Source organism: Achromobacter aegrifaciens (assembly GCF_902859735.1).
GTDB classification, from domain to species: domain Bacteria; phylum Pseudomonadota; class Gammaproteobacteria; order Burkholderiales; family Burkholderiaceae_B; genus Achromobacter; species Achromobacter aegrifaciens.
Genome location: NZ_CADIJY010000021.1, coordinates 60,930 through 82,001 on the forward strand (window position 1 = coordinate 60,930; position 21,072 = coordinate 82,001).

The 21,072-nt window shown below is 66.0% G+C and carries 23 protein-coding genes; 18 read left to right on the top strand and 5 right to left on the bottom strand.

From position 1 onward, the window contains the following. Positions 1–17 precede the first annotated feature (17 nt). From lptC to HV766_RS28960, 7 genes are all read left to right on the top strand, one after another. Positions 18–650, top strand: a complete 633-nt coding sequence (lptC, locus tag HV766_RS28930) for an LPS export ABC transporter periplasmic protein LptC (protein ID WP_054457763.1) — start codon at positions 18–20, stop codon at positions 648–650. Next, positions 647–1,276 (top strand): lipopolysaccharide transport periplasmic protein LptA, encoded by a 630-nt coding sequence (lptA, locus tag HV766_RS28935; protein WP_054457764.1) that lies wholly within the window; start codon positions 647–649, stop codon positions 1,274–1,276. The genes lptC and lptA overlap by 4 nt, the downstream gene beginning before the upstream one ends. A 32-nt stretch (positions 1,277–1,308) precedes the next feature. After that, positions 1,309–2,103, top strand: coding sequence for an LPS export ABC transporter ATP-binding protein (gene lptB, locus HV766_RS28940; protein WP_054457765.1), 795 nt, complete (start codon positions 1,309–1,311; stop codon positions 2,101–2,103). Between the two features lie 222 nt (positions 2,104–2,325). After that, entirely contained in the window at positions 2,326–2,664 is a 339-nt protein-coding gene (gene hpf, locus HV766_RS28945) for a ribosome hibernation-promoting factor, HPF/YfiA family (protein WP_013396726.1), read from the top strand. Between the two features lie 363 nt (positions 2,665–3,027). After that, complete coding sequence (locus HV766_RS28950) at positions 3,028–3,483, top strand: PTS sugar transporter subunit IIA (RefSeq protein ID WP_006389881.1); 456 nt, start codon at positions 3,028–3,030, stop codon at positions 3,481–3,483. Between the two features lie 21 nt (positions 3,484–3,504). Then, entirely contained in the window at positions 3,505–4,431 is a 927-nt protein-coding gene (gene hprK, locus HV766_RS28955; protein ID WP_013396727.1) for an HPr(Ser) kinase/phosphatase, read from the top strand. A 22-nt stretch (positions 4,432–4,453) separates the two neighbouring features. After that, the gene (locus HV766_RS28960) at positions 4,454–5,887 is read left to right on the top strand and encodes an aminotransferase-like domain-containing protein (RefSeq protein ID WP_175163479.1); all 1,434 of its coding nucleotides are present in this window, start codon (positions 4,454–4,456) and stop codon (positions 5,885–5,887) included. Between the two features lie 7 nt (positions 5,888–5,894). Here the strand turns inward: HV766_RS28960 and HV766_RS28965 are convergent, their stop codons facing one another. Next, positions 5,895–7,178 carry a c-type cytochrome gene (locus HV766_RS28965; RefSeq protein ID WP_054457767.1) on the bottom strand — a complete coding sequence of 428 codons (1,284 nt, stop codon included), beginning with the start codon at positions 7,176–7,178 and terminating at the stop codon, positions 5,895–5,897. Positions 7,179–7,190: 12 nt separating this feature from the next. Then, positions 7,191–7,943: a c-type cytochrome gene (locus HV766_RS28970; protein WP_175163483.1), complete on the bottom strand. Its 753-nt coding sequence runs from the start codon at positions 7,941–7,943 to the stop codon at positions 7,191–7,193. 184 nt (positions 7,944–8,127) lie between these two features. Here HV766_RS28970 and rapZ point away from each other — a divergent pair, with 184 nt between their 5' ends. Further along, complete coding sequence (gene rapZ, locus HV766_RS28975; RefSeq protein ID WP_054457793.1) at positions 8,128–9,000, top strand: RNase adapter RapZ; 873 nt, start codon at positions 8,128–8,130, stop codon at positions 8,998–9,000. After that, positions 8,997–9,959, top strand: a complete 963-nt coding sequence (locus tag HV766_RS28980; RefSeq protein WP_054457769.1) for a septal ring lytic transglycosylase RlpA family protein — start codon at positions 8,997–8,999, stop codon at positions 9,957–9,959. The genes rapZ and HV766_RS28980 overlap by 4 nt, the downstream gene beginning before the upstream one ends. 30 nt (positions 9,960–9,989) lie before the next feature. On the opposite strand, the gene HV766_RS28985 is transcribed toward HV766_RS28980, so the two are convergent. Together HV766_RS28985 and rsmI are read right to left on the bottom strand one after the other, a co-directional pair. Further along, positions 9,990–10,574 carry a methylated-DNA--[protein]-cysteine S-methyltransferase gene (locus tag HV766_RS28985; protein ID WP_175182291.1) on the bottom strand — a complete coding sequence of 195 codons (585 nt, stop codon included), beginning with the start codon at positions 10,572–10,574 and terminating at the stop codon, positions 9,990–9,992. A gap of 3 nt (positions 10,575–10,577) precedes the next feature. Further along, on the bottom strand, positions 10,578–11,513 hold the full coding sequence (rsmI, locus tag HV766_RS28990; protein ID WP_175182292.1) for a 16S rRNA (cytidine(1402)-2'-O)-methyltransferase: 936 nt from the start codon (positions 11,511–11,513) through the stop codon (positions 10,578–10,580). 66 nt (positions 11,514–11,579) lie between these two features. On the opposite strand from rsmI, the gene HV766_RS28995 reads away from it, so the two are divergent. The 4 genes from HV766_RS28995 (at position 11,580) to HV766_RS29010 (ending at position 13,971) form a co-directional block, all read left to right on the top strand. Further along, positions 11,580–12,062: a YraN family protein gene (locus HV766_RS28995; RefSeq protein ID WP_119450187.1), complete on the top strand. Its 483-nt coding sequence runs from the start codon at positions 11,580–11,582 to the stop codon at positions 12,060–12,062. An 87-nt stretch (positions 12,063–12,149) separates the two neighbouring features. Next, on the top strand, positions 12,150–12,743 hold the full coding sequence (locus HV766_RS29000) for a phosphoheptose isomerase (RefSeq protein WP_054457773.1): 594 nt from the start codon (positions 12,150–12,152) through the stop codon (positions 12,741–12,743). Then, complete coding sequence (locus HV766_RS29005; RefSeq protein ID WP_175182293.1) at positions 12,740–13,480, top strand: BON domain-containing protein; 741 nt, start codon at positions 12,740–12,742, stop codon at positions 13,478–13,480. The genes HV766_RS29000 and HV766_RS29005 overlap by 4 nt, the downstream gene beginning before the upstream one ends. After that, positions 13,477–13,971, top strand: coding sequence for a peroxiredoxin family protein (locus tag HV766_RS29010; protein ID WP_054457775.1), 495 nt, complete (start codon positions 13,477–13,479; stop codon positions 13,969–13,971). Before HV766_RS29005 ends, HV766_RS29010 begins: the two co-directional genes overlap by 4 nt. A 134-nt stretch (positions 13,972–14,105) precedes the next feature. Here HV766_RS29010 and HV766_RS29015 read toward each other — a convergent pair whose 3' ends face one another. Then, a complete protein-coding gene (locus HV766_RS29015; protein ID WP_175182294.1) occupies positions 14,106–14,894 on the bottom strand; it encodes a MetQ/NlpA family ABC transporter substrate-binding protein in 789 nt (262 codons plus the stop codon). A 265-nt stretch (positions 14,895–15,159) separates the two neighbouring features. Between HV766_RS29015 and argB the strand changes: the two genes are divergently transcribed. From argB to HV766_RS29040, 5 genes are all read left to right on the top strand, one after another. Further along, positions 15,160–16,062 (top strand): acetylglutamate kinase, encoded by a 903-nt coding sequence (gene argB, locus HV766_RS29020; protein ID WP_013396740.1) that lies wholly within the window; start codon positions 15,160–15,162, stop codon positions 16,060–16,062. Continuing rightward, entirely contained in the window at positions 16,062–16,808 is a 747-nt protein-coding gene (locus HV766_RS29025) for a pyrimidine 5'-nucleotidase (RefSeq protein ID WP_054457777.1), read from the top strand. The genes argB and HV766_RS29025 overlap by 1 nt, the downstream gene beginning before the upstream one ends. 56 nt (positions 16,809–16,864) lie before the next feature. Further along, positions 16,865–17,440, top strand: a complete 576-nt coding sequence (slmA, locus tag HV766_RS29030; protein WP_054457778.1) for a nucleoid occlusion factor SlmA — start codon at positions 16,865–16,867, stop codon at positions 17,438–17,440. A gap of 314 nt (positions 17,441–17,754) precedes the next feature. Then, on the top strand, positions 17,755–19,248 hold the full coding sequence (locus HV766_RS29035; RefSeq protein ID WP_054457779.1) for a DASS family sodium-coupled anion symporter: 1,494 nt from the start codon (positions 17,755–17,757) through the stop codon (positions 19,246–19,248). Between the two features lie 12 nt (positions 19,249–19,260). Next, positions 19,261–20,313 (top strand): Ldh family oxidoreductase, encoded by a 1,053-nt coding sequence (locus tag HV766_RS29040; RefSeq protein WP_119450185.1) that lies wholly within the window; start codon positions 19,261–19,263, stop codon positions 20,311–20,313. The last annotated feature ends 759 nt before the right edge of the window (positions 20,314–21,072 follow it).

Genomic DNA, 21,072 nt, shown 5'->3' on the forward strand with positions numbered 1-21,072 from the left:
CCCTTGCGGCAGACCCGATGAAAGAACGTTTTCCCTCCCTGATCGCGCTGTTCCTGCTGCTGGTGCTGGTCGCCAGCTCGTGGTGGGCGGCGGATTACGCGCAGCGGGCCATCCAGACGGATCCGCCGCGCCGCGTCACCCACGAAATGGACGCCTGGTCGCGCGACTTCGTCATGCTGCGCACCGACCCGAACGGCAAGCCCATCAACCGGCTGGAAGGCGACTACGCCGAACATTTCCCGGATGACGATTCCTACCATGTGACCTCGCCGCGCGCCGTGGGCCAGCGCGAGGACAACCCCATCACCGTGGCCGTCTCCAAGACCGCCGTGATGGAGCAAGGCGGCAAGCGCATCGTCATGAACGGCGACGCCCACGTGCGCCGCCAGCCGGACGCCAATAACGACCTGCTGGACGTGCGCAGCCAGCAATTGATCATCCTGCCCGACGACGACGTGGTCTACACCGACCTGCCGGCGGAAGTCATCAAAGGCCGTTCGCGCATGAACGGCACGGGCATGCACTACAACAACAAAACGCGCCAACTGCAGGTTTCGGCATCGACCGATGTGGAAATTGCCGGTTCCGAAGGCAGGCAGCAACGCCGGACCGAAATTCCCGCCAACAACACTGACCAGAAAAAACCATGACCGACCTCCGGATTCTCCTTGCCCCGACGACCCGCTTGCTCGGCGCCATCCTGCTGACGGCCTCGGCACTGGCCCCGGCCCATGCCGCGGATCCGGCGCCCAAGGCAGCGACGCCGGCGGAAGAGCCCAGCACGCTGATCCTGTCGGACACCCTGCACTACGACGACGTGAAGAAGAAGAGCGTCTTCACCGGCAACGTCAACATGACGCGCGGCCTCATGACCCTGACGTCCGACGTGCTGGAAATGAACGAAGACGCGCAAGGCAACCAGTACGGCACGGCCACCGCCAACAAGGGCAAGATCGTGACCATCCGCCAGGAACGCCCGGAAACCTTCGAGCTCATCGAAGGCACCGGCCTGCGCGCCGAATACGACGGCACCAAGAGCACCTTCGACCTGATCGGCCAGGCGGTCGTGATCCGCTACGTCTGTGGGAAACCGTTCGATACCATTCGCGGCGAGCGGGTACGCTACAACGAGAAGACCGGCACCTACGAAGCCCATGGCGGCCCCAACTCCGCCGCGGCCGGCGGCCGGGTCCGTTCGGTGGCTGAACCGCGCGCCAAGTCGGACGCAGCCATCGCCGAATGCCGCAAGCAGCAGGCAGCCAAGAAGGGGCGTTGAACGCCTCCCATGCAACACCACTCGCAGCCACGATGAACCAACCTTCAGTGCCGACTCCGGTAACCTCCGCGCCCTCGGGCGTCAAGCAGGGCAGCCTGCGCGCAACTGGTTTGCGCAAGACCTATAACGGCCGGACCGTGGTGCAGGACGTATCCCTGTCCGTGGTCAGCGGCGAAGTGGTGGGCCTGCTCGGCCCCAACGGGGCTGGCAAAACCACCAGCTTCTACATGATCGTGGGCCTGGTGCCCGCGGATGCGGGCCGCATCGAGATCGACGGCTCCGTCATCACTTCGATGCCGATCCACAAGCGCGCGCACATGGGCCTGTCGTACCTGCCCCAGGATGCTTCCGTGTTCCGCCGCCTGACGGTGGAACAGAACATCCGCGCCGTGCTGGAACTGCAATTGGGGCCGGATGGACGTCCGCTGTCCACGCCCAAGATCAACGAGCAGATGGAATCGCTGCTGGAAGAACTGCAGATCGGCCACATCCGCAGCAACGCCGCGATCTCCCTGTCGGGCGGCGAACGCCGCCGCGTGGAAATCGCGCGCGCGCTGGCCACCAGCCCGCGCTTCATCCTGCTGGACGAGCCCTTCGCCGGCGTGGACCCCATCGCCGTGATCGAGATTCAGCGTATCGTGCGCTTCCTGAAGGGCCGCGGCATCGGCGTGCTGATCACCGACCACAACGTGCGCGAAACCCTGGGCATCTGCGACCGCGCCTACATCATCAGCGAAGGCAAGGTTCTGACCGACGGCCATCCCGATGAAATCGTGGGCGATCCCGCCGTGCGCCGAGTCTATCTGGGAGAGCATTTCCGCATGTAATGCGGCCCTGGGGAAGACCCCTAGGCGCCGCCTGCGCAAAGCCGCATGCACCCTGGGGCCTCAGCCATAAAAATGCCATGAACTTGCGCTAGGTCAGCTTGTTTTATCGGCCCGAGTCTATACACTAGTACTAAACGAACCCGCTCAATCAAGGAGAACGCCTAACGAATCAGCCGCGCTTTTTGCGCACCCTTTTTTCCTCTTTTAGAAGGAGAGCACACTATGAACCTGAGCATCTGCGGTCGTCACCTCGACGTCACCCCGGCCATCCGGGAATATGTCATGAACAAACTGGCGCGAGTGCTGCGGCATTTCGATCACGTCATCGATACCCAGGTCATGCTCTCGGTAGAGCCCCTGCGGCATAGAGCCGAAATCACCATGCGTCTAAGCGGTAAGGACATTCATTGTGAAGCAACCGATGAAAACCTCTATGCAGCCATAGACCTTCTTGCTGACAAAGTCGACCGTCAGGTCATCAAGCACAAGGACAAGGTACGAAGTCACACGGCGGAGTCCGTGAAGCGGCAAGCGGCAAATCTGACGCCACCCCAGCAGTAACGCGCTTCATGAGCACTCGCACTGCGAGACTAGCTAAACAGCGATTCTAGAAATCCTGCCTGAGTCCCGGTGTCCCGCTAGACGCAACGTCCAGCTGGGGCATCGGCAAACTTCCCCTCCTTGTAGTACCTCCCGCAGCACCCCCCCTTATTTGTCCCCCATTCCCGGTTCCGCCGGCGATTCCGTTTTTCCAGGTTTCCGACGCTTTCCCCAGGGCCAGCCCCGCCGCCGGGCGCAAGAATGCCCACAATCCGCCGCTATCGGTCTATGCTGTCGCTCTTGCCGCCCCATGATGCGACCGAGCCGAGGACGCATCTCAGAGGCCGATTATTGCAGTGCGTCATATAACCATATAATGACCCGATGAATCATTTGTCGCGCATCCTACCCGCCGGCAACGTCGTGCTCGATATGCTCGCAACGAGCAAGAAACGTGCGTTCGAACAGGCCGGCCTTCTCTTTGAAAACAACCATGGCCTGGCGCGCGCGCTCGTCTTCGACAGCCTGTTCGCCCGGGAACGCCTGGGCTCCACCGCGCTCGGGCAGGGCGTGGCGGTGCCGCATGGCCGGGTGAAGGGCCTGGAACAGGCCCTGGCGGCCTTCATCCGCCTGGCCCAGCCCATCACTTTTGATGCGCCTGACGGGCAGCCCGTGTCGATGCTGCTTTGCCTGCTGGTGCCGGAAACGGCCACGCAGCAGCACCTGGACATCCTGGCCGAACTGGCGCAGCTCATGTCGAACAAGGCCTTGCGCGAGGCCCTGGCCACAGAGCCCGATCCCGCTGTCGTCCACAAGATGCTCACGACCGGCCAACTCTGAACTCCACGCGGAAGCGCAGCCATGCTCACGGTGCAGGAACTCGTCGACGACAACGCCGACAAAATCCCCTTTAACTGGATTTCCGGCCAAGGCGCCGCGGACCGCGCGATTCCCGACGACGGCATGTCGGCCGCGGACCTCGTCGGCCACTTGAACCTGATCCATCCGTCCCGCATCCAGGTGTTCGGACAGGAAGAGCTGGCGTACTACACCCGCTTCGACCTGCGCCGCCGCATGCATCACATGGACGAGCTGCTGATCGGCGGCGTGCCCGCGATCCTGCTGGCCGACGGCCTGACCCCGCCGCAAGACCTCATCGACCAGTGCGACCAGCATCAGGTGCCGCTGCTCTCCACGCCCGTGGCGGCCGCGCAGTTGATCGACCTGCTGCGCATCTACCTGGGCAAGAAGCTGGCGCCCACCACCACCGTGCACGGCGTGTTCCTGGACGTGCTGGGACTGGGCGTGCTGATCACCGGCGAATCCGGCCTGGGCAAGAGCGAACTGGCGCTGGAACTGATCTCGCGCGGACACGGCCTGGTGGCCGACGATGCCGTGGAGTTCTCGCGCACGGCCCCCAACATGATCGAAGGCCACTGTCCGCAGCTGCTGCAGAACCTGCTGGAAGTGCGCGGCCTGGGCCTGCTCGACATCCGCACCATCTTTGGCGAGACCTCCGTGCGCCGAAAGATGCGCCTCAAGCTCATCGTGCACCTGGTGCGCGCCACCGCACAGGACAAGTTCGAGCGTCTGCCGCTCCAGGACATCACGCAGGACATGCTGGGCCTGCCGGTGCGCAAGGTCATGCTGCAAGTGGCCGCGGGCCGCAACCTGGCGGTGCTGGTCGAGGCCGCCGTGCGCAACACCATCCTGAAGCTGCGCGGCATCGACACGCTGGGCGAATTCATGGAACGCCAGGCCATGGCGATCCTGCAAAGCAGCAAGTAGGCGCACATCGGCCGGCGGCACCTTGAGCCTGTATGAAACTCTGGCCGCCGAGATCGCCAAGTCGATCCGCGACGGCGTATTGCGCGCGGGCGACAAGCTGCCCTCCGTGCGGGACGCGTGCGCGGCGCGCGGCCTCAGTCCGTCGACGGTGTTCCAGGCCTACTATCTGCTGGAAGCGCGCGGCCTGATCCGGGCGCAGCCGCGCTCCGGCTATTACGTCAACGCCCCTGCCGCATCCCTGCCGCCCGAACCCGGCGCCTCCAGTCCGGACGGAGAATCGACGGAGCTCGCGATCAGCGAACGCATCTTCGACATCCTCGGCTCGGTGCGCAACCGAGACGTGACGCCGCTGGGCTCCGCCTTCCCTTCCCCGCTGCTGTTTCCGCTGCCGCGGCTGGCCCAGGCCATGGCCGTGCACCTCAAGCGCCAGGATCCGCTGGACACGGTGGAAGACCTGGCGCCGGGCAATCCCGGCCTGCGCCGCCAGATCGCGCTGCGCTACCTGATCGGCGGCATCAACGTGCCGGCCAGCGACATCGTCGTCACCAACGGCGCGCTGGAAGCGCTGAATCTCTGCCTGCAGGCGGTCACGCAGCCCGGCGACACGGTCATGGTCGAGGCCCCCACGTTCTATGGCGCCTTGCAGGCGCTTGAGCGCCATGGACTGAAGGCGCTGGAAATACCGACGCATCCGCGCACCGGCATCGACCTGGACGCGATGCAGGCCGCCATCGAGCGTCATGCGCCGCGCGCCTGCTGGCTGATGACGCAATTCCAGAACCCGCTGGGCAGCCTGATGCCCGATGAGAAAAAGCGGCAACTGGTCCAGCTGCTTGCACGCCACGACATTCCGTTGATCGAAGACGATGTATACGGCGAGCTGTATTTCGGATCGGTGCGCCCGGTACCCGCCAAGGCCTATGACACCCAGGGGCTGGTGCTGCATTGCTCGTCGTTTTCGAAGTGCCTGGCGCCGGGCTACCGCATCGGCTGGACCTCGGCCGGCCGCTACACGCAACGCGTGCAGCGCCTGAAACTGTCGTCGACGCTATCGGCGTCCGGCCCCGCCCAGGGCGCCATCGCCGAATACCTGGAGCAGGGCGGCTATGACCGCCACCTGCGCCGCCTGCGCGAAACGCTGCAGACACAGCAGCAGCGCATGGCCGAGGCGATCGCCCAGGAATTCCCGGCCGGTACGCGCGTGACGCGTCCGCAAGGCGGGTTCTTCCTGTGGCTGGAACTGCCGGCCGCGGTGGATGCGCTGACGCTGCATCGCCAGGCGCTGGCGCGCGGCATCAGCGTGGCGCCGGGACCGATCTTTTCGGCCAGCGGCCAGTTCGGCAGCGCGCTGCGCCTGAACTACGGGCATCCTTGGGACGCCGCTGCGCAGGCGGCCATCCGCGTGCTGGGGGAGTTGGCGCGCGAGGCCTGCGCGCAGGCCCTCAAGGCGCGCTGATTCCGCGTCAGTTCAGCGTCGATGCGGCGCGCGCCCGCTTGACTTCCAGCGGTGTCACCCCGCCCGCCTCATTGCCCCAGCTATTGCGGATGTACGTCACCAGCATCGCGATGTCGCCGTCGTTGAGCAGTTGTCCGAAGGGCGGCATGCCGTGCGGCCGCGGATTCGCCGCCGTAGCCGGAGCGTAGCCGCCATCGAGCACCATGCGGATCGCGTTGACGGGCGACGGCGCCGTCACGGTCGGATTGCCGGCCAGCGCGGGCCACGCCGTGCCGCTGCCTTCGCCCGCGGATTGATGGCATTGGACACATTGCTGGCGGTAGATCTTGCCGCCCAGCTCCATGGCCGCCGGCGCGACAGCCGTCCGCGTGCGTTCCGTTGAGGCCGCCGTGGCGGGCAGGGATTTGATGTAGACGCCGATGGCCAGCGCGTCAGCGTCGGTCAGGTGCTGTGTGCTGCCCAGCACCACTTCGGCCATGGGCCCGCTGGCGCTGGAATGCTTGGAAATGCCAGTCTTGAGCAAGGCCGCGATGTCTTCGGCGGACCACCTGCCCATGCCGGTTTCCATGTCGTTGGTGAGCGGCGGAGCGTACCAATCCAGCACCGGAATCACGCCGCCGGCCAATGGGTCGGCCGAACGCAGCGCCCCCAGGCTGTTGCGCGGCGTATGGCAGGCGGCGCAATGCCCCAGCCCTTCGACCAGATAGCGGCCGCGGTTCCACTGCACCGATTGCCCCGCGTCGGCCTCCTGCACGCCCGGCTTGAAGTACAGCGCGCGCCAGGCGGCCAGCAGCGCCCGCTGGTCATAGGGGAATTCCATCTCGGGCGGCCGGTTGGGCTGGTCCACGGGCGCCACGGTACGCAGATAGGCGTACAACGCGTCGGAATCGGCGCGCGTCACGCGCGTGTATTCGGTGTAGGGGAAAGCGGGATACAGCAGCGTGCCGTCGCGCGATTTGCCGTTGTGCAGCGCCTGCCAGAAATCATCCGCGGTCCACGCGCCTATGCCGGTTTTTTCGTCGGGCGTGAGGTTCGGGCCGTAGACCGTGCCGAACGGCGTGGGGATGGGCGTGCCGCCCGCCAGCGCCTTGCCGCCGCGGCTGGTGTGGCAGGCCATGCAATTGCCGGCAAGCGCAAGGTAGCGGCCGCGCTCCACCAGCGTCGCGGTATCGGCCGCGGCCGCGGCGGGACCGGTGCTGGCGTCGTCGCGCGTACCGAACCAGTAGAGGCCGCCGAGGGCGACGACCGCGAGCAGCAACAGGAGGGACAGGACTTTCTTCATGATCGACATCCGGCCTCTCCCTTACCGTTGCGCCTGGCTGCCGCATTCCGCGGGCAGGCGTATCGAACCCGCGGCCTCTGGCGCGTAGGGTTCCACGACGGGTTGCGAGGACAGCCACGCGGCCAGCGCGCCGATGTCCTGGGGAGTGAGTTTGTTGGAGATGTCGGCCATGCAGTCCGGCTCGGCCGCCCGGCGCAGGCCGTTCTTCCAGCTGCCGATCTGCGAACCGATGTAGTCGCGCGGCAGCCCAAGCAAGCCGGGAATGGCGGGCAGCACGCCGCCCAGGGCGGCGCCGTGACAGGCAGCACAGGCGGGCAGGCCGCGCGCCGCGTCGCCATCCAGGGCCAGCTTGCGCCCGGCCTCCAGGGTGGCGGCGGAGACATCGGCGCGGGTCGGCGCCGGATACGGCACATGCTGCGAAGAGAAATACGCGGCGATCTCGCGCAGGTAGTCGTCGGGCAGCCCGGTCAACAGGTGCGTCATGGGCCGGTACTGACGCCGGTCGTCGCGGAAATTGAGCAACTGGTGGTACAGGTACTCCTGCGGCTTGCCGGCCAGGCGCGGATAGTAGCCATCGGCGCCGGCCTTGCCCTGCGCGCCATGACAGGCCGTACAGGCGGCAACCCGGGCGTCCATGGTGTCCGGACGCAGGATTTCCTGGGGCGCGGGCTGGGCCGGCGCGGGCGCTGCGAGGAAGGCGGCAGCCACCCCAAATAGGGAAATTGCCCAAAAACGCGGCAGTGAAACACTACGAAAGGAAATGAAGGCTAACATCTAGGTCGAATTCCATTCCCCCGAAACGCATGACGGCGGGGCGCGTATGTGAATCTGTCGAGTATCCGGCCCCCAGCTTACGCCAGGGGGACCAAAGCGGTACAGGCGCAGATTGGCAGTTTACGGCCATATCAGATGTCATCCCGCCGGCATCGTCCTCGAAAAGCGTGCCACAATCATGTCCATGTTGAAAGTCGTCCTCGTCACCGGCATCTCAGGCTCAGGCAAGTCCGTCGCCCTGCGCATGCTTGAGGACGCAAGCTATACCTGCGTCGACAACCTGCCGGTGCGGTTCCTGACCGAGTTCATCGCCAACGCCCGGGATGACGGCATGGAGCGCGTAGCCGTCGCCATCGACGTCCGCTCCCCCGGCGAACTGGCCGAATTGCCCGACGTAGTCACCGCGCTGCGCGCCATGGGCACCAGCCTGCGCGTGGTCTTCCTGGACGCCAGCACGGAAACGCTGGTGCAGCGCTATTCCGAATCGCGCCGCCGCCACCCGCTGACCGACCGTCTGCAGCATGGCGGCAAGACCCCGACGCTGTCCGAGTGCATCGCCCTGGAACGCGAACTGCTCGCGCCGCTGCGCGAGCAGGAACACGTCATCGACACCTCGGACCTGACGCCGGGCCAGTTGCGAGTCTGGATCCGCGACCTGATCAAGGCCGACCGCGCGCCGCTGGTGCTGACCTTCGAATCCTTTGCCTACAAGCGCGGCGTGCCGCGCGACGCGGACCTGGTGTTCGACGTGCGCTGCCTGCCCAATCCCTACTACGACCGCGACCTGCGGCCGCTGACCGGCCGCGACGAGCCCGTGGCCGCCTGGCTGGCGGGCTTTGACCTGGTGGGGCAGATGATCGACGACATCGCCGGTTTCCTGAACCGCTGGCTGCCGCAATACACGCAAGACACCCGCAATTACCTCACGGTCGCCATCGGCTGCACCGGCGGCCAGCACCGTTCGGTCTATGTGGTCGAACAGCTGGCGCTGCGCTTTGCCGACCACGACCCGCTGCTGGTGCGCCATCGCACCCAACTGCCTGACGAATCCGCATGACCCTGTCCCGCCCGACCCGCCTGTTCGTGATGCTGCTGCTGGCCATTGCCGTGGCTGGCTGTTCTTCCACCGGCGGACGCAAGAAGGGCGGCGGGTATTACAAGGACGACGGGCCAGACGCGAATCCGCCCTCGAACCTGGACCAGGTGCCCGACGCGGTGCCCAGGATCGAACCCTACGCCAGCGGCGCGAACCGGCCGTATGTGGTGTTCGGCCAGCGCTACGTGCCGGACACCAGCGGCCAGCCCTACAAAAAGCGCGGCACCGCCTCGTGGTATGGCAAGAAGTTCCACGGCAATTCCACGTCCATCGGCGAGTCCTACGACATGTACGCCATGACGGCCGCCCACACCACGCTGCCGCTGCCCAGCTACGCCCGCGTCACCAGCATGGTCAACGGCAAGACCATCATCGTGCGGGTGAACGACCGCGGCCCGTTCCACAGCGACCGCATCATGGACCTGTCCTATGTCGCGGCGTACAAGCTGGGCATCATCGGCCCCGGCAGCGGCCAGGTGATCGTGGAAGCCATCCCCCAGGACGAGATCCGGCGGCTGGCCTCGCAAGGCGCGCCCGCCACGGCCGCACCCGAACCCGCATCGGCGACGGGCTCCTCGCCCGTGGCCGCGCCCATCGCCGCCGTGCCGGTGGCGCTGGCGGCTGAACCCCTACCCGGGCCCGCACCCGGTTCAGCGCCGGTGCGCCAGCCGGCCGCAGGCGGCATCGGCAGCGTCTACCTGCAAGTGGGCGCGTTCAGCCAGCCGGCCAACGCGCAATCGCTGGTCAGCCGCATCAACACGCAGCTGGGCGCCGCAGGCGCGCCGCCCGCGTCGGTCGAGCAGTCAAATAACCTCTATCGGGTCAAGATCGGCCCCTACCCCGACCGGCAGAGCGCCTTGGACGCCGTGCAGATCGTGTCGGACCGCATCGGCATCCTGCCCAGCATCGCCTCGCAGTAGCAAACCTCAAGACCTATCGAGGCTGCCCGCCTACCAAGGCAGTTCGGCCTGCCCGTCGCACACGCGGCGCGCGCTAGCGCTGCGGCTGCGGTAGCGATTGCCTTCATGCGCCAGCAAGGCCTGCTTGCGCGGCAGGCCGCCGCCGAAGCCGGTCAGCGAGGTGTCGGCCCCGATCACACGATGGCAGGGAATGATGATGCTGATCGGATTGCGCCCGACGGCGCCGCCGACCGCCTGCGCGCCCTTGGGCCGCCCCACGGTGCGCGCCAGATCGCCGTAGCTGGCCAGCACCCCGAACTCCAGATCGCACAGGGCATGCCAGACCTGGTGCTGGAAAGTGGTGCCGACGGGGTCCAGCGCCACGTCGAAGACGCGGCGCTGGCCCGCGAACCATTCTTCCAGTTCGCGGCGCGCCTGCTCCAGGATGGGATCCGAGTCCGTGAGAATCCAGCCATCCGCCGCGGGCAGCAGTTCCTGGTCGGTGAACCAGGCGCCGCGCAGGCCCTTGGGACTGGCGACCAGGCGCATGTCGCCCAGCGGCGTAGGAATGTCGCGATAGACCAGGCGTTCGTCGGGATCCGCGGGCTTGTTGGACACGATAGTCGAATACACCATGTCTTACTCCGCCGATTTCTTGCGGGCCAGCGCCCGGTTGTACAGCACGTCCCGCGGCAGGCCGGAAACCTTGGCGGCCACGCGCGCGGCATCGCGCAGCGACAGCGACTCCAGCAAGGCGTCCAGCAGCGCATCGGTGCGCGGATCGGCTTCTTCATCCGCTTCCTGTTCAGCGGGCGCGTGCGCGATCAGCACGAATTCGCCCTGCTCGCGGTGCGTATCCGCGGCCAGCCAGGCTGCGCCCTCGCCCATCGGGAAGGTCGCGATTTCTTCGAAGCGCTTGGTCAGTTCGCGCGCCACGGTCAGGAGCCGGTCCGGACCGCACACTTCCAGCAGGTCGGCCAGCGTAGCCGCGAGCCGATGCGGCGATTCGAACATGACGACCGGCGCGGGCAAGGCGCACCAGGTGCGCAGCCAGCGCTGGCGCGCTGCCGCCTTGGGCGGCGGAAATCCGGCAAAGGCATAGCCCGGGTTTTCGTCGGTGGTGACGCCGCTACCCATCAGCGCGGCGATGACCGCGCTGGGACCGGGTACCGGCACCACGCCGAAGCCGGCTTCACGCACGGCACGCACGATGCGTGCGCCCGGATCGCTGACGGCGGGTGCGCCGGCGTCCGATACCAGCGCCACGCGCTGGCCCTGGGCCAACCGTTCGCAGATGGCCTGGGCCGCGGCGGCTTCATTGTGGCGGTGGGCGGCCATGAGCGGCGTGCCCACGCGCCAGGCGTCCAGCAGGGCGCGGCTGGCGCGCGTGTCTTCGGCGGCGATCACGTCGGCCCGCTGCAAAGCGTGCCAGGCGCGCAGCCCCAGGTCGCCCAGGTTGCCGATCGGCGTGGCCACGACATACAGCGTCGAGGCAGGCCAATGCTGCCCCGCCACGCGTTCAGAAACGCGGGACCAGGCATCTCCGGCAGGGGGAGGTGAGACATTTTGATTCATTGCAGCCTACAGACACGGGAAACCATGTCAGTGTAGCCGCCTATGCCCGCCACTTCCGGAGCGCCCATGACGGACGACACCTTGCGACTGGCCTGCGAACTGGCCCTGGCGGCCCGCCGCCGCGCCGCCAGGCGCCGGCGCCGTTCCTCCCGCGCAGCGCCCGCGGATCGTCCGCCGCCGCGGCGCTCACCCGCCCAGCGCAAGGGCGACCACCACGAGGACGCCGCCTTGCGCCTGCTGCAGTCGCGCGGCCTGGTCCTGCTGGCGCGCAATCTGCAGACCCGCGCCGGCGAGATCGACCTGGCCATGCGCGACGGCGACACGCTGGTGTTCGTCGAGGTCCGATCGCGTGGGCCCAGCCGCTACGGTGGCGCCGCGGCCAGCATCGGGCCGGACAAGCAGGCCCGGCTGGCCCGCGCCGCGGCCCACTGGCTGCCGGAGCTGGCCCGGCGCCACTGGCGCGGCAGACTGCCGGCGGCGCGCTTTGACGCGGTCGTCTTCGACGCCGGCGATCCCCAGTGGCTGCGCGGCGCATTCTGGCAGGCCTGAAGTCCGCCCCTCCCCCGGTAACGACCTGCCTAACAGTCGTTACGCCTGGACAGAACCACCCCTCGGCCCCGTGAGATAATCGCGCCCATGGATATGACCTCTCGTATGACGTCGCACTTTCGCGACGCCATGGCTGCGTGCGAACAAAGCATGAACGTCCTGGCCGAGCCGCTGGCAGTGGCGGTGGACGTGTTGTTCGGCGCCCTGGCAAACAACGGCAAGATTCTGGCTTGCGGCAATGGCGGCTCGGCCGCCGATGCGCAACATTTCATCGCCGAACTGGTGGGCCGCTTCGAACGCGAACGCCTGCCCCTGGCCGGCATCGCCCTCAACACCGACACCTCGATCCTCACCGCGGTGGGCAACGATTACGGCTTCGACGAGATCTTCGAACGCCAGGTCAACGCCTTCGGCCAGGCCGGCGACGTGCTGGTAGCCATATCCACCAGCGGCAATTCCCCCAACGTGGTGCGCGCCATGGAAGCCGCCAGCGCCCGCGAAATGCACGTGCTTGCCCTGACCGGCAAGGGCGGTGGCGTGATGGGGGAACTCATTACGCCGATGGACGTCCATCTATGTGTTCCCAGCGATCGCACGATGCGCATCCAGGAAGTCCATATTCTGCTGCTGCACGCGCTGTGCGACGGCATTGACGCTCTTCTGCTTGGAGACACCGAATGATTTCTGACGTCCGTACCGCAGTCCGCCCGTTGATGCTCGCCGCGGCGCTCTCCACCGCCGCGCTCTCGCTGTCGGCCTGCGCGCCCCTGATCGTGGGCGGCGCGGCCGCCACCACCGCGGTCGTCGTGACGGACCGCCGCACCTCCGGCATCCAGCTCGAAGACCAGAACATGGCGTTCAAGGCGCAGAGCCAGATCTCGCAGAAGCTGGGCGACACCGCCCGCGTCAATGCCATGGCCTACGGCGGCCACCTGCTGCTGACCGGTGACGTGCCCACCGAAGAAGCCAAGAACCAGGCCACCACCATCGCCCAGGGCGTGGAAAACGTCAAACAGGTCATCAACCAGTTGAACGTCGGCCCCATCGCCTCGTTCGGCACGCGCTCCAACGACACCTGGCTGACCTCCAAGGTCAAGACCGCCCTGCTCAACACCAAGTACGTGCCGTCCGGCACCATCGCGGTCACGACCGACCACAGCGTGGTCTACCTGATGGGCAAGGTGACGCAGGCCGAAGGCGAATATGCCGCCAACGCCACCGCCGACGTCGGCGGCGTGGCCAAGGTGGTTAAACTGTTCGAGACGATCAGCCGCGAGGAAGCCATCCGGCTGTCGAATACCGGTTCCAAGACCAACACTTCCACGGAAACCAAAGCGCCCATCGAAAGCGGCGCCGGCGCAAGCAGCGATAACGCGGCCGGCACCAGCAGCGGCGTAGAGGCCATGCCCATCAAATGAAGAAAGCCATCATCGCGTTGGCCGTCCTGGTGGCGGTCGGCATCGGCGCCTGGTTCGTCATGCGCCCCGCCCAGACCGCGCCCGACGTCACCTTCACCACGCTGGAAGGCAAGACCTTCTCGATGCAGGACCTGCGCGGCAAGGTCGTGCTGGTCAAGTTCTGGGCCACCAGCTGCGTGACCTGTGTGAAGCAGATGCCGGAAACGATCTCGGCCTACAACGAGTACGCCGCCAAGGGCTACCAGGCGGTTGCGGTCGCCATGAACTACGACCCGCCCAACTTCGTGCTGAACTTCGCCGAAACGCGCAAGCTGCCCTTCCCGGTGGCCCTGGACACCAAGGGCGACATTGCCCGGGCCTTCGGCGACATCCGCCTCACGCCCACGGCCTTCCTGATCGACAAGCAAGGTCGCATCATCAAGCGCTACCTGGGCGAATACGACGTGGCGGAATTCCATGCCACCGTGGAAAAGGCCCTGGCGGCGGGCTGAGCGCCGCAGCCCCACAAAGGACCGCCCCGACTGGGCGGTTTTTTTTTCGCCCGGCAACCGGCCCCTTCGCGACGGCGCCCAAAAGAAAAACCGCCCGATGGGCGGTTTCCAGATCAGGCCACGGCGGGCCGGAATCAGAACGCCGGAACCACGGCGCCCTTGTACTTGTCCTGGATGAACTTCTTCACCTCGGGCGTGTGCAGGGCCTGCACCAGCTTCTTGATGCCGGGCGCGTCCTTGTTGTCCGCGCGGGTCACCAGGATGTTGGCGTAGGGCGAATCCGAGCCTTCGATGAAGAGGGCGTCCTTGGTCGGGACCAGGCCGGCCTCCAGCGCGTAGTTGGTGTTGATCAGCGCCAGGTCCACGTCGTCCAGCGAGCGCGGCAGCATGGCGGCTTCCAGTTCGCGGAACTTCAGCTTCTTGGGGTTCTCGACCACGTCCGCGGCCGTCGCCAGGATGTTGGACGGATCCTTCAGCTTGATCACGCCCTGCTTCTGCAGCAACACCAGCGCGCGGCCGCCGTTGGAGGGATCGTTCGGGATCGCGATGGTCGCGCCGTCCTTGAGCTCGGACAGGCTCTTGATCTTCTTGGAATAGCCGCCGAAGGGCTCGACGTGCACCAGCGCCACCGGCACCAGCGTGGCCTTGCGGTCCTTGTTGAAGGAATCCAGATAGGGCTTGTGCTGGAAGAAGTTGGCATCCAGCTGCTTATCCGCCAGTTGCAGGTTGGGCTGCACGTAGTCGCTGAACACCTTGATGTCGAGCTCCACGCCTTCCTTGGCCAGTTGCGGCTTCACCACTTCCAGGATCTCGGCATGGGGGACCTGGGTCGCGCCCACCACCACTTTTTCGGCATGGGCGGCGTTCGCCGCCACCAGGAACACCGACGCCGCCAGAGCGGACCGGACAAAGTTCAAACGCATGTGTTGCCTCTTTTATGGGTAAAAAATCGGGGCCGATGCCCCTGCCGGTGTGGCCCGGCCCCCTTTTGCGGGGCCGGCCGTTGCGAAATCGCCCCCAATTTACCTGAATGCCGGTTATTTGTCGGGCATATGAACATGGGTTTAAAGCATAAGAAACCTGTGGGTACTACAATCCGTCGTATGCTTGCGCTACCGCGTCCCGGACGCGTTTTTGTGCAGGCATTTTTTCTAACCACTCATACGTATATTTGCCGACTTAGCTGCCATGACCGACACCCCCGACCCTGCTGCCGTTTCGTCTCCTGCTGTCAAAGCCGCTGTGCTGTCTGAAGCACTGCCGTATATCCGACGATTTCACGGCAAGACCATCGTGGTCAAGTACGGCGGCAACGCCATGACGGAAGAGCGTCTGCAGCGCAGCTTCGCGCATGACGTCGTGCTGCTGAAGCTGGTGGGTCTGAATCCGGTGGTGGTGCACGGCGGCGGTCCGCAGATCGACGACGCGCTGCGCCGCATCGGCAAGCAAGGCACCTTCATCCAGGGCATGCGCGTCACCGACGCCGAGACCATGGAAGTGGTCGAATGGGTGCTGGGCGGCCAGGTCCAGCAGGACATCGTCATGATGATCAACGAGGTCGGCGGCAAGGCCGTGGGCCTGACCGGCAAGGACGGCGGACTGATCCAGGCCCAGAAGAAGCTGATGGCCAACAAGGACAATCCGTCCGAACCCATCGACATCGGTTTCGTCGGCGACATCACCATGGTCGAGCCGGCCGTGGTCAAGGCGCTGCAGGACGACCAGTTCATCCCCGTCATCTCGCCCATCGGCTATGGCGAGGACGGCACGGCCTACAACATCAACGCCGACGTCGTCGCCGGCAAGATGGCGGAAGTGCTGGGCGCTGAAAAGCTGCTGATGCTGACCAACACCCCGGGGGTGCTGGACAAGGGCGGCAAGCTCTTGCGCAGCCTGTCGGCCCAGACCATCGACGAACTTTTCGCCGACGGCACGATCTCCGGCGGCATGCTGCCCAAGATCTCGTCCGCGCTGGACGCCGCCAAGAACGGCGTGAACTCCGTGCACATCGTCGACGGCCGCGTGCCGCACTGCCTGCTGCTGGAAATCCTGACCGACCAGGGCGTGGGCACGATGATCAGCTCGCACTGATGCGGGCACAGCGTTACCTGTTGCGGCCGGCGGTGCGCGTGCGCCGCTCGCGCCGCGCGGCCACGGGCGATTCCGAACGCCTGTGGCTGTTCGACCTGGACAACACGCTCCATGACACCTCGCACGCCATCTTCCCGAAGATCGACCACGGCATGACCATGGCCGTGGTCGAGGCACTGAACGTCGACATCGACACTGCCAACCACCTGCGCTCGCAGTACTGGAAACGCTACGGCGCCACCATGATAGGCATGGTGCGCCATCACGGCGTGGACCCCCATGATTTCCTGCACCGCAGCCATGACTTCGACGTCGGCCCCCTGGTGCGCGCGGAAAAGGCGCTGGCCTACAAGCTGAGCCGACTGCCGGGCCGCAAGGTGCTGCTGACCAACGCGCCGCTGCACTATGCGCGTGCGGTGCTCGCGCGCCTGGGCATCCTGCGCCAGTTCGACAGCCTCTGGGCCATCGAGCACATGCGGCTGCACGGCGAGTTCCGGCCCAAGCCTTCGCCCACCCTGCTGCGCCACGTGCTGGCCCGCGAAGGCGTGCAGGCGCGCAACGCGGTGCTGGTGGAAGACACCTTGGCCAATCTGCGCGGCGCGCGCCAGGCAGGGCTGCGCACGGTGCACGTGTATCACCCCGGCACGCCGTTCGCCCGCGGCCGTTCGCAGCGGCCGGCCTATGTCGACTTGCGGGTAAACTCCGTCAGTGATTTGCTGTTACGCCGACGCCCCTTGCGGGGATAGCGGCGCGCTCCTCCCCTCCCCTTCACCGTCAAGCCTGCGCGAGAGCAGACCCTTCCATGGCGAGCAAACCCGGCGAGCGCAAGACCCAGATTCTGCAAACCCTGGCCGAGATGCTGGAGCAGCCGCACGCCTCCCGCATCACCACGGCGGCCCTCGCCGCGCGCCTGGAAGTCTCTGAAGCCGCGTTGTACCGGCACTTCGCCAGCAAGGCGCAGATGTTCGAAGGGCTGATCGAATTCATCGAAACCAGCATCTTCACGCTGGTGAACCAGATCGCCATCGCCGAGCCCCAAGGCCTGACCCAGGCCCACCAGACCGTCTCCATGCTGCTGACCTTCTCGGAACGCAACAAGGGCATGACGCGCGTGCTGACCGGCGATGCGCTGGTCACGGAAGACAACCGCCTGCAGGAACGCATCAACCACATCAACGACCGCATCGAGGCGTCGTTGAAGCAATCGCTGCGCATCGCGGTCACCGATGGCGGCCTGCCGCCGCAGGCCAATGTGGCGGCGCACGCCAGCCTGCTGACGCATCTGGTGCTGGGCCGCTGGCTGCGTTACGCGCAGAGCGGCTGGCGCATCGCGCCCACGCTGCATCTGGACGAGCAGCTACGCCTGGCGCTAGGCTGAGCGGCCGGGGCTGCCTGCCGGCCCTCGCGCGAATTAGTATCGTGAAACGATCTAATTAATTTTCCATCCGTCTCTATTTCCGCCCATTTGCATTGTTCCATGCAACAATCTCCGCTTGCCGGCGGCGCGGGGCGACGAGCATAATGCCCGTCAGAGGTTTTCCACAAGCCCAAATCTCCACAGGCTTGATCAGTATCAATACGGGTTTTCCGCAATGCCGTCACGATCATGCTGTAGCGTCGACACACCGATTTGACCTATCCCGTTGCTCGCGGGGCGGTGTGTCGGCAGTTTGACCTCAACCGGAGATGGATATGACCGCGCAAGCCGCCGTCCCTGCCTCGCAAGCCCCAAAGAAAACCAAAATTCCAATCGGACTCATCGCCGGCGTCCTAGTGATGATCGGCGTGCTGATGATGCCTTTGCCCGCCGACCTGCCCGTCGCGGGTCACCGGATGCTCGCCATCCTGGCATTCGCAGTGGTGGTCTGGATTACCGAAGCCGTGTCCTACGAAGCCAGCGCGATCATGATCACGACGCTGATGGCCTTCCTGCTGGGCACGGCTCCGACAATCAAAGACCCGCAAGTGGTTTATGGCACCTCGGCCGCGATCAGCATGGCGCTGACCGGCTTCGCGAACTCGGCGCTGGCGCTGGTCACCGGCGCCTTGTTCATTGCGGCCGCCATGACCTTCACCGGGCTGGACCGGCGCATCGCCCTGGTGACGCTGGCCAAGGTGGGCACCAGCACGCGCCGCATCCTGATCGGATGTATCGCCGTGACCATCGTGCTGAGCCTCGTGGTGCCCAGCGCCACCGCGCGCAGCGCGGCCGTGGTGCCCATCATGATGGGCGTCATCGCAGCCTTCGGCGTGGACAAGCGTTCCAACATCGCCGCCGGCATCATGATCATCGTGGCGCAGGCCACCAGCATCTGGAACGTCGGCATCCAGACCGCCGCCGCGCAGAACCTGCTGACCGTCGGCTTCATGGAAAAAATGCTGGGCGAACGCGTGGCATGGTCGGACTGGCTGATCGCTGGCGCCCCCTGGTCGCTGATCATGTCGGCCGTGCTGATCATCATCGTGCTCAAGCTGCTGCCGCCGGAAAGCGACAGCATCGCGGGAGGCAAGGAAGCCGTCGAGAAGTCGCTGCTTGAACTGGGCCCCATGACCGGCGCGCAAAAACGCCTGATGGCCGTGTCGCTGATGCTGCTGCTGTTCTGGTCGACCGAAGGCAAGCTGCACAAGTTCGACACCACTTCCACCACCTACTTCGGCCTGGTCCTGCTGCTGCTGCCGCGCTTTGGCGTGATGACGTGGAAAGACGTGCAATCGCGCATCCCATGGGGCACCGTGATCGTGTTCGGCGTCGGTATCAGCCTGGGCACCGCCCTGCTGACGACCCAGGCTGGCCAATGGCTGGGCAACCAGGTCGTGGCGCACACCGGACTGGACCACCTCGGACCGCTGGCGATCTTCGCGATCCTGGCCGCCTTCCTCATTGTCATCCACCTGGGTTTCGCCAGCGCCACCGCGCTGACCTCGGCCATGCTGCCGATCCTGATCTCGGTGCTGGCCACGCTGCCGGGCGAATTCAGCCGCCTGGGCATGACCATGCTGCTGGGCTTTGTCGTCAGCTACGGTTTCATCCTGCCCATCAACGCGCCGCAGAACATGGTGTGCCTGGGAACGGAGACCTTCAACGCCAAGCAGTTCGCCAAGGTCGGCATCATCGTCACCATCGTCGGCTACCTGCTGATGCTGCTGATGGGCATGACCTACTGGCGCTGGCTGGGCTGGCTGTAAGGAGGGCGCGTCATGAAGATTTCGATCGCCCAAGCCAATGAATACGGCCGCCGCGTGCTGATGGCCCAAGGCGTGCCCGAGGACATCGCCCGCGACGTGGCCGAGCACCTGGTCGAGTCCGACCGGGTGGGCTACACCAGCCACGGCCTGTCCATCCTGACGAACTACCGGCGCGTGCTGTCCGAGGGCCTGGCCCAGGCCGACGGCCGGCCCGAACTGGTCAACGACCGCGGCGCAATGCTGGCCTACGACGGCCACCACGGGCTGGGCCAGTATGTCGGCAAGGTCGTCATCGAGAAGGCCATCGAGCGCACGCAGGAGCACGGCCAGTGCATCCTGACCCTGCGTCACAGCCATCACCTGGGCCGCATGGGCCACTACGGGGAAATGGTGGCGGCCAAGGGCCTGATCCTGCTGGCTTTCACCAACGTGATCAACCGCTCGCCGACCGTGGCGCCTTTCGGCGGCGCGCAGGCCTGCCTGACCACCAACCCGCTGTGCTTCGCCGGCCCGCTGCCGGGCGGCCGTCCGCCGTTCCTGGTGGACATGGCCACCAGCTCGATCGCCGTCAACAAGGCGCGGGTGCTGGCCGCCAAAGGCGAGGAAGCGCCCGCGGGCTCGCTGATCGACGCCCAGGGCAATCCGACCACGGATCCGAACGCGCTGTTCACCGACCCGCCCGGCGCGCTGCTGCCGTTCGGCGGCCACAAGGGCTATGCCCTGGGTCTGGTGGCCGAACTGTTGGCCGGCGTGCTGTCTGGCGGCGGCACGATCCAGCCGCAGCATCCACGCACCGGCGTAGCGACGAACAACATGTTCGCGCTGCTGCTGGATCCGCAGGTGGACTTCAATACGGATTGGCGGTCGATGGAGGTGGGCGCGTTCATCGACTACCTGCACGCCTGCAAGCCGCAACCGGGCGTCGAAGGCGTGCAGTATCCGGGCGAGTACGAAGCTCGCAACCGGGCGCTTAACGAGGATACGCTGACGTTCGATAGCCGGATTTGGGATGGTCTTACCAAGCTGGCGGTCGACCTTGGGGTGCCTGAGGCGTTGCCTGCTTGAGGTTGTAGGCGGTTCTTGCGGGTAACGTTTATTTGCTTGCTTTCGGGCGTTTTGGGTTCTTAAGACGCCCGTCGCATCGGCGGCCCGCCATGCGCGGGGCAACGATTGCGGTCCGGAGCCTTCGCTCCGGACTGCCCCATCCTCATCCTCGTCACCGCCTGCGGCGGTTCCTTCGGATTCCGTCGGGCTTATCGACGCCCCGCGCATGGCGGGCCGCCGACGCGACGGGCTCGTTCAACTGCAATTCGGCCTCAGCTGGGGCGAGCTGTGTGCTTGGCTTTCTAGCAACGGGTGGGGTATGGCGGTGGATCTTGCGGGGCTCGCCTCGGGCCGGCCGCCCGGGCGGCCTTCCGAGGCTTCCGCGGTGTCTTACGGTTGAGAATGACGCTGCGCGCGTGTGAGACACCCATCAGCGTTAACGCGTCAAGGGTGCTGCTCATCACCGAACGTCACCAGGCCGTTGATCATCACCGACCGCTAAGCCACGGTGCCGGATGGGTGGTGCGCGCGAGAAAATCCTCAAGCGCAAGCCGCTGCCTGCCGCGCACCACCCATCACCGCCCCACCCCAATGATGAGCGGCCACTAGCAAACCACGCTCCGCAAACGCGCAAGCGACCATCGCCACGACGCCCAAAACCACGTATGTAGCTTACGGCCGCCCGCGCGGCCGTAAGCTACGGGCAACGCAAGACTCGTCACCGATCACGGATCTAGCAGCGCAGCGACCCAAGACGTACGTAGCCCGTAGGCGCGGGCG

Bases quoted from the DNA above. Each gene is read 5' to 3' on its own strand.
- HV766_RS29010 (WP_054457775.1), top strand. From the start codon at position 13,477: ATGAAGAAAGCCATCATCGCGTTGGCCGTCCTGGTGGCGGTCGGCATC.
- HV766_RS29005 (WP_175182293.1), top strand. From the start codon at position 12,740: ATGATTTCTGACGTCCGTACCGCAGTCCGCCCGTTGATGCTCGCCGCG.
- lptB (WP_054457765.1), top strand. From the start codon at position 1,309: ATGAACCAACCTTCAGTGCCGACTCCGGTAACCTCCGCGCCCTCGGGC.
- hprK (WP_013396727.1), top strand. From the start codon at position 3,505: ATGCTCACGGTGCAGGAACTCGTCGACGACAACGCCGACAAAATCCCC.
- slmA (WP_054457778.1), top strand. From the start codon at position 16,865: ATGGCGAGCAAACCCGGCGAGCGCAAGACCCAGATTCTGCAAACCCTG.
- hpf (WP_013396726.1), top strand. From the start codon at position 2,326: ATGAACCTGAGCATCTGCGGTCGTCACCTCGACGTCACCCCGGCCATC.
- HV766_RS29025 (WP_054457777.1), top strand. From the start codon at position 16,062: ATGCGGGCACAGCGTTACCTGTTGCGGCCGGCGGTGCGCGTGCGCCGC.
- HV766_RS28950 (WP_006389881.1), top strand. From the start codon at position 3,028: ATGAATCATTTGTCGCGCATCCTACCCGCCGGCAACGTCGTGCTCGAT.
- HV766_RS29000 (WP_054457773.1), top strand. From the start codon at position 12,150: ATGGATATGACCTCTCGTATGACGTCGCACTTTCGCGACGCCATGGCT.
- HV766_RS29015 (WP_175182294.1), bottom strand. From the start codon at position 14,894: ATGCGTTTGAACTTTGTCCGGTCCGCTCTGGCGGCGTCGGTGTTCCTG.
- HV766_RS28965 (WP_054457767.1), bottom strand. From the start codon at position 7,178: ATGTCGATCATGAAGAAAGTCCTGTCCCTCCTGTTGCTGCTCGCGGTC.
- HV766_RS28985 (WP_175182291.1), bottom strand. From the start codon at position 10,574: ATGGTGTATTCGACTATCGTGTCCAACAAGCCCGCGGATCCCGACGAA.
- HV766_RS29035 (WP_054457779.1), top strand. From the start codon at position 17,755: ATGACCGCGCAAGCCGCCGTCCCTGCCTCGCAAGCCCCAAAGAAAACC.
- rapZ (WP_054457793.1), top strand. From the start codon at position 8,128: ATGTTGAAAGTCGTCCTCGTCACCGGCATCTCAGGCTCAGGCAAGTCC.
- lptC (WP_054457763.1), top strand. From the start codon at position 18: ATGAAAGAACGTTTTCCCTCCCTGATCGCGCTGTTCCTGCTGCTGGTG.
- argB (WP_013396740.1), top strand. From the start codon at position 15,160: ATGACCGACACCCCCGACCCTGCTGCCGTTTCGTCTCCTGCTGTCAAA.
- HV766_RS28995 (WP_119450187.1), top strand. From the start codon at position 11,580: ATGACGGACGACACCTTGCGACTGGCCTGCGAACTGGCCCTGGCGGCC.
- rsmI (WP_175182292.1), bottom strand. From the start codon at position 11,513: ATGAATCAAAATGTCTCACCTCCCCCTGCCGGAGATGCCTGGTCCCGC.
- HV766_RS29040 (WP_119450185.1), top strand. From the start codon at position 19,261: ATGAAGATTTCGATCGCCCAAGCCAATGAATACGGCCGCCGCGTGCTG.
- lptA (WP_054457764.1), top strand. From the start codon at position 647: ATGACCGACCTCCGGATTCTCCTTGCCCCGACGACCCGCTTGCTCGGC.
- HV766_RS28980 (WP_054457769.1), top strand. From the start codon at position 8,997: ATGACCCTGTCCCGCCCGACCCGCCTGTTCGTGATGCTGCTGCTGGCC.
- HV766_RS28970 (WP_175163483.1), bottom strand. From the start codon at position 7,943: ATGTTAGCCTTCATTTCCTTTCGTAGTGTTTCACTGCCGCGTTTTTGG.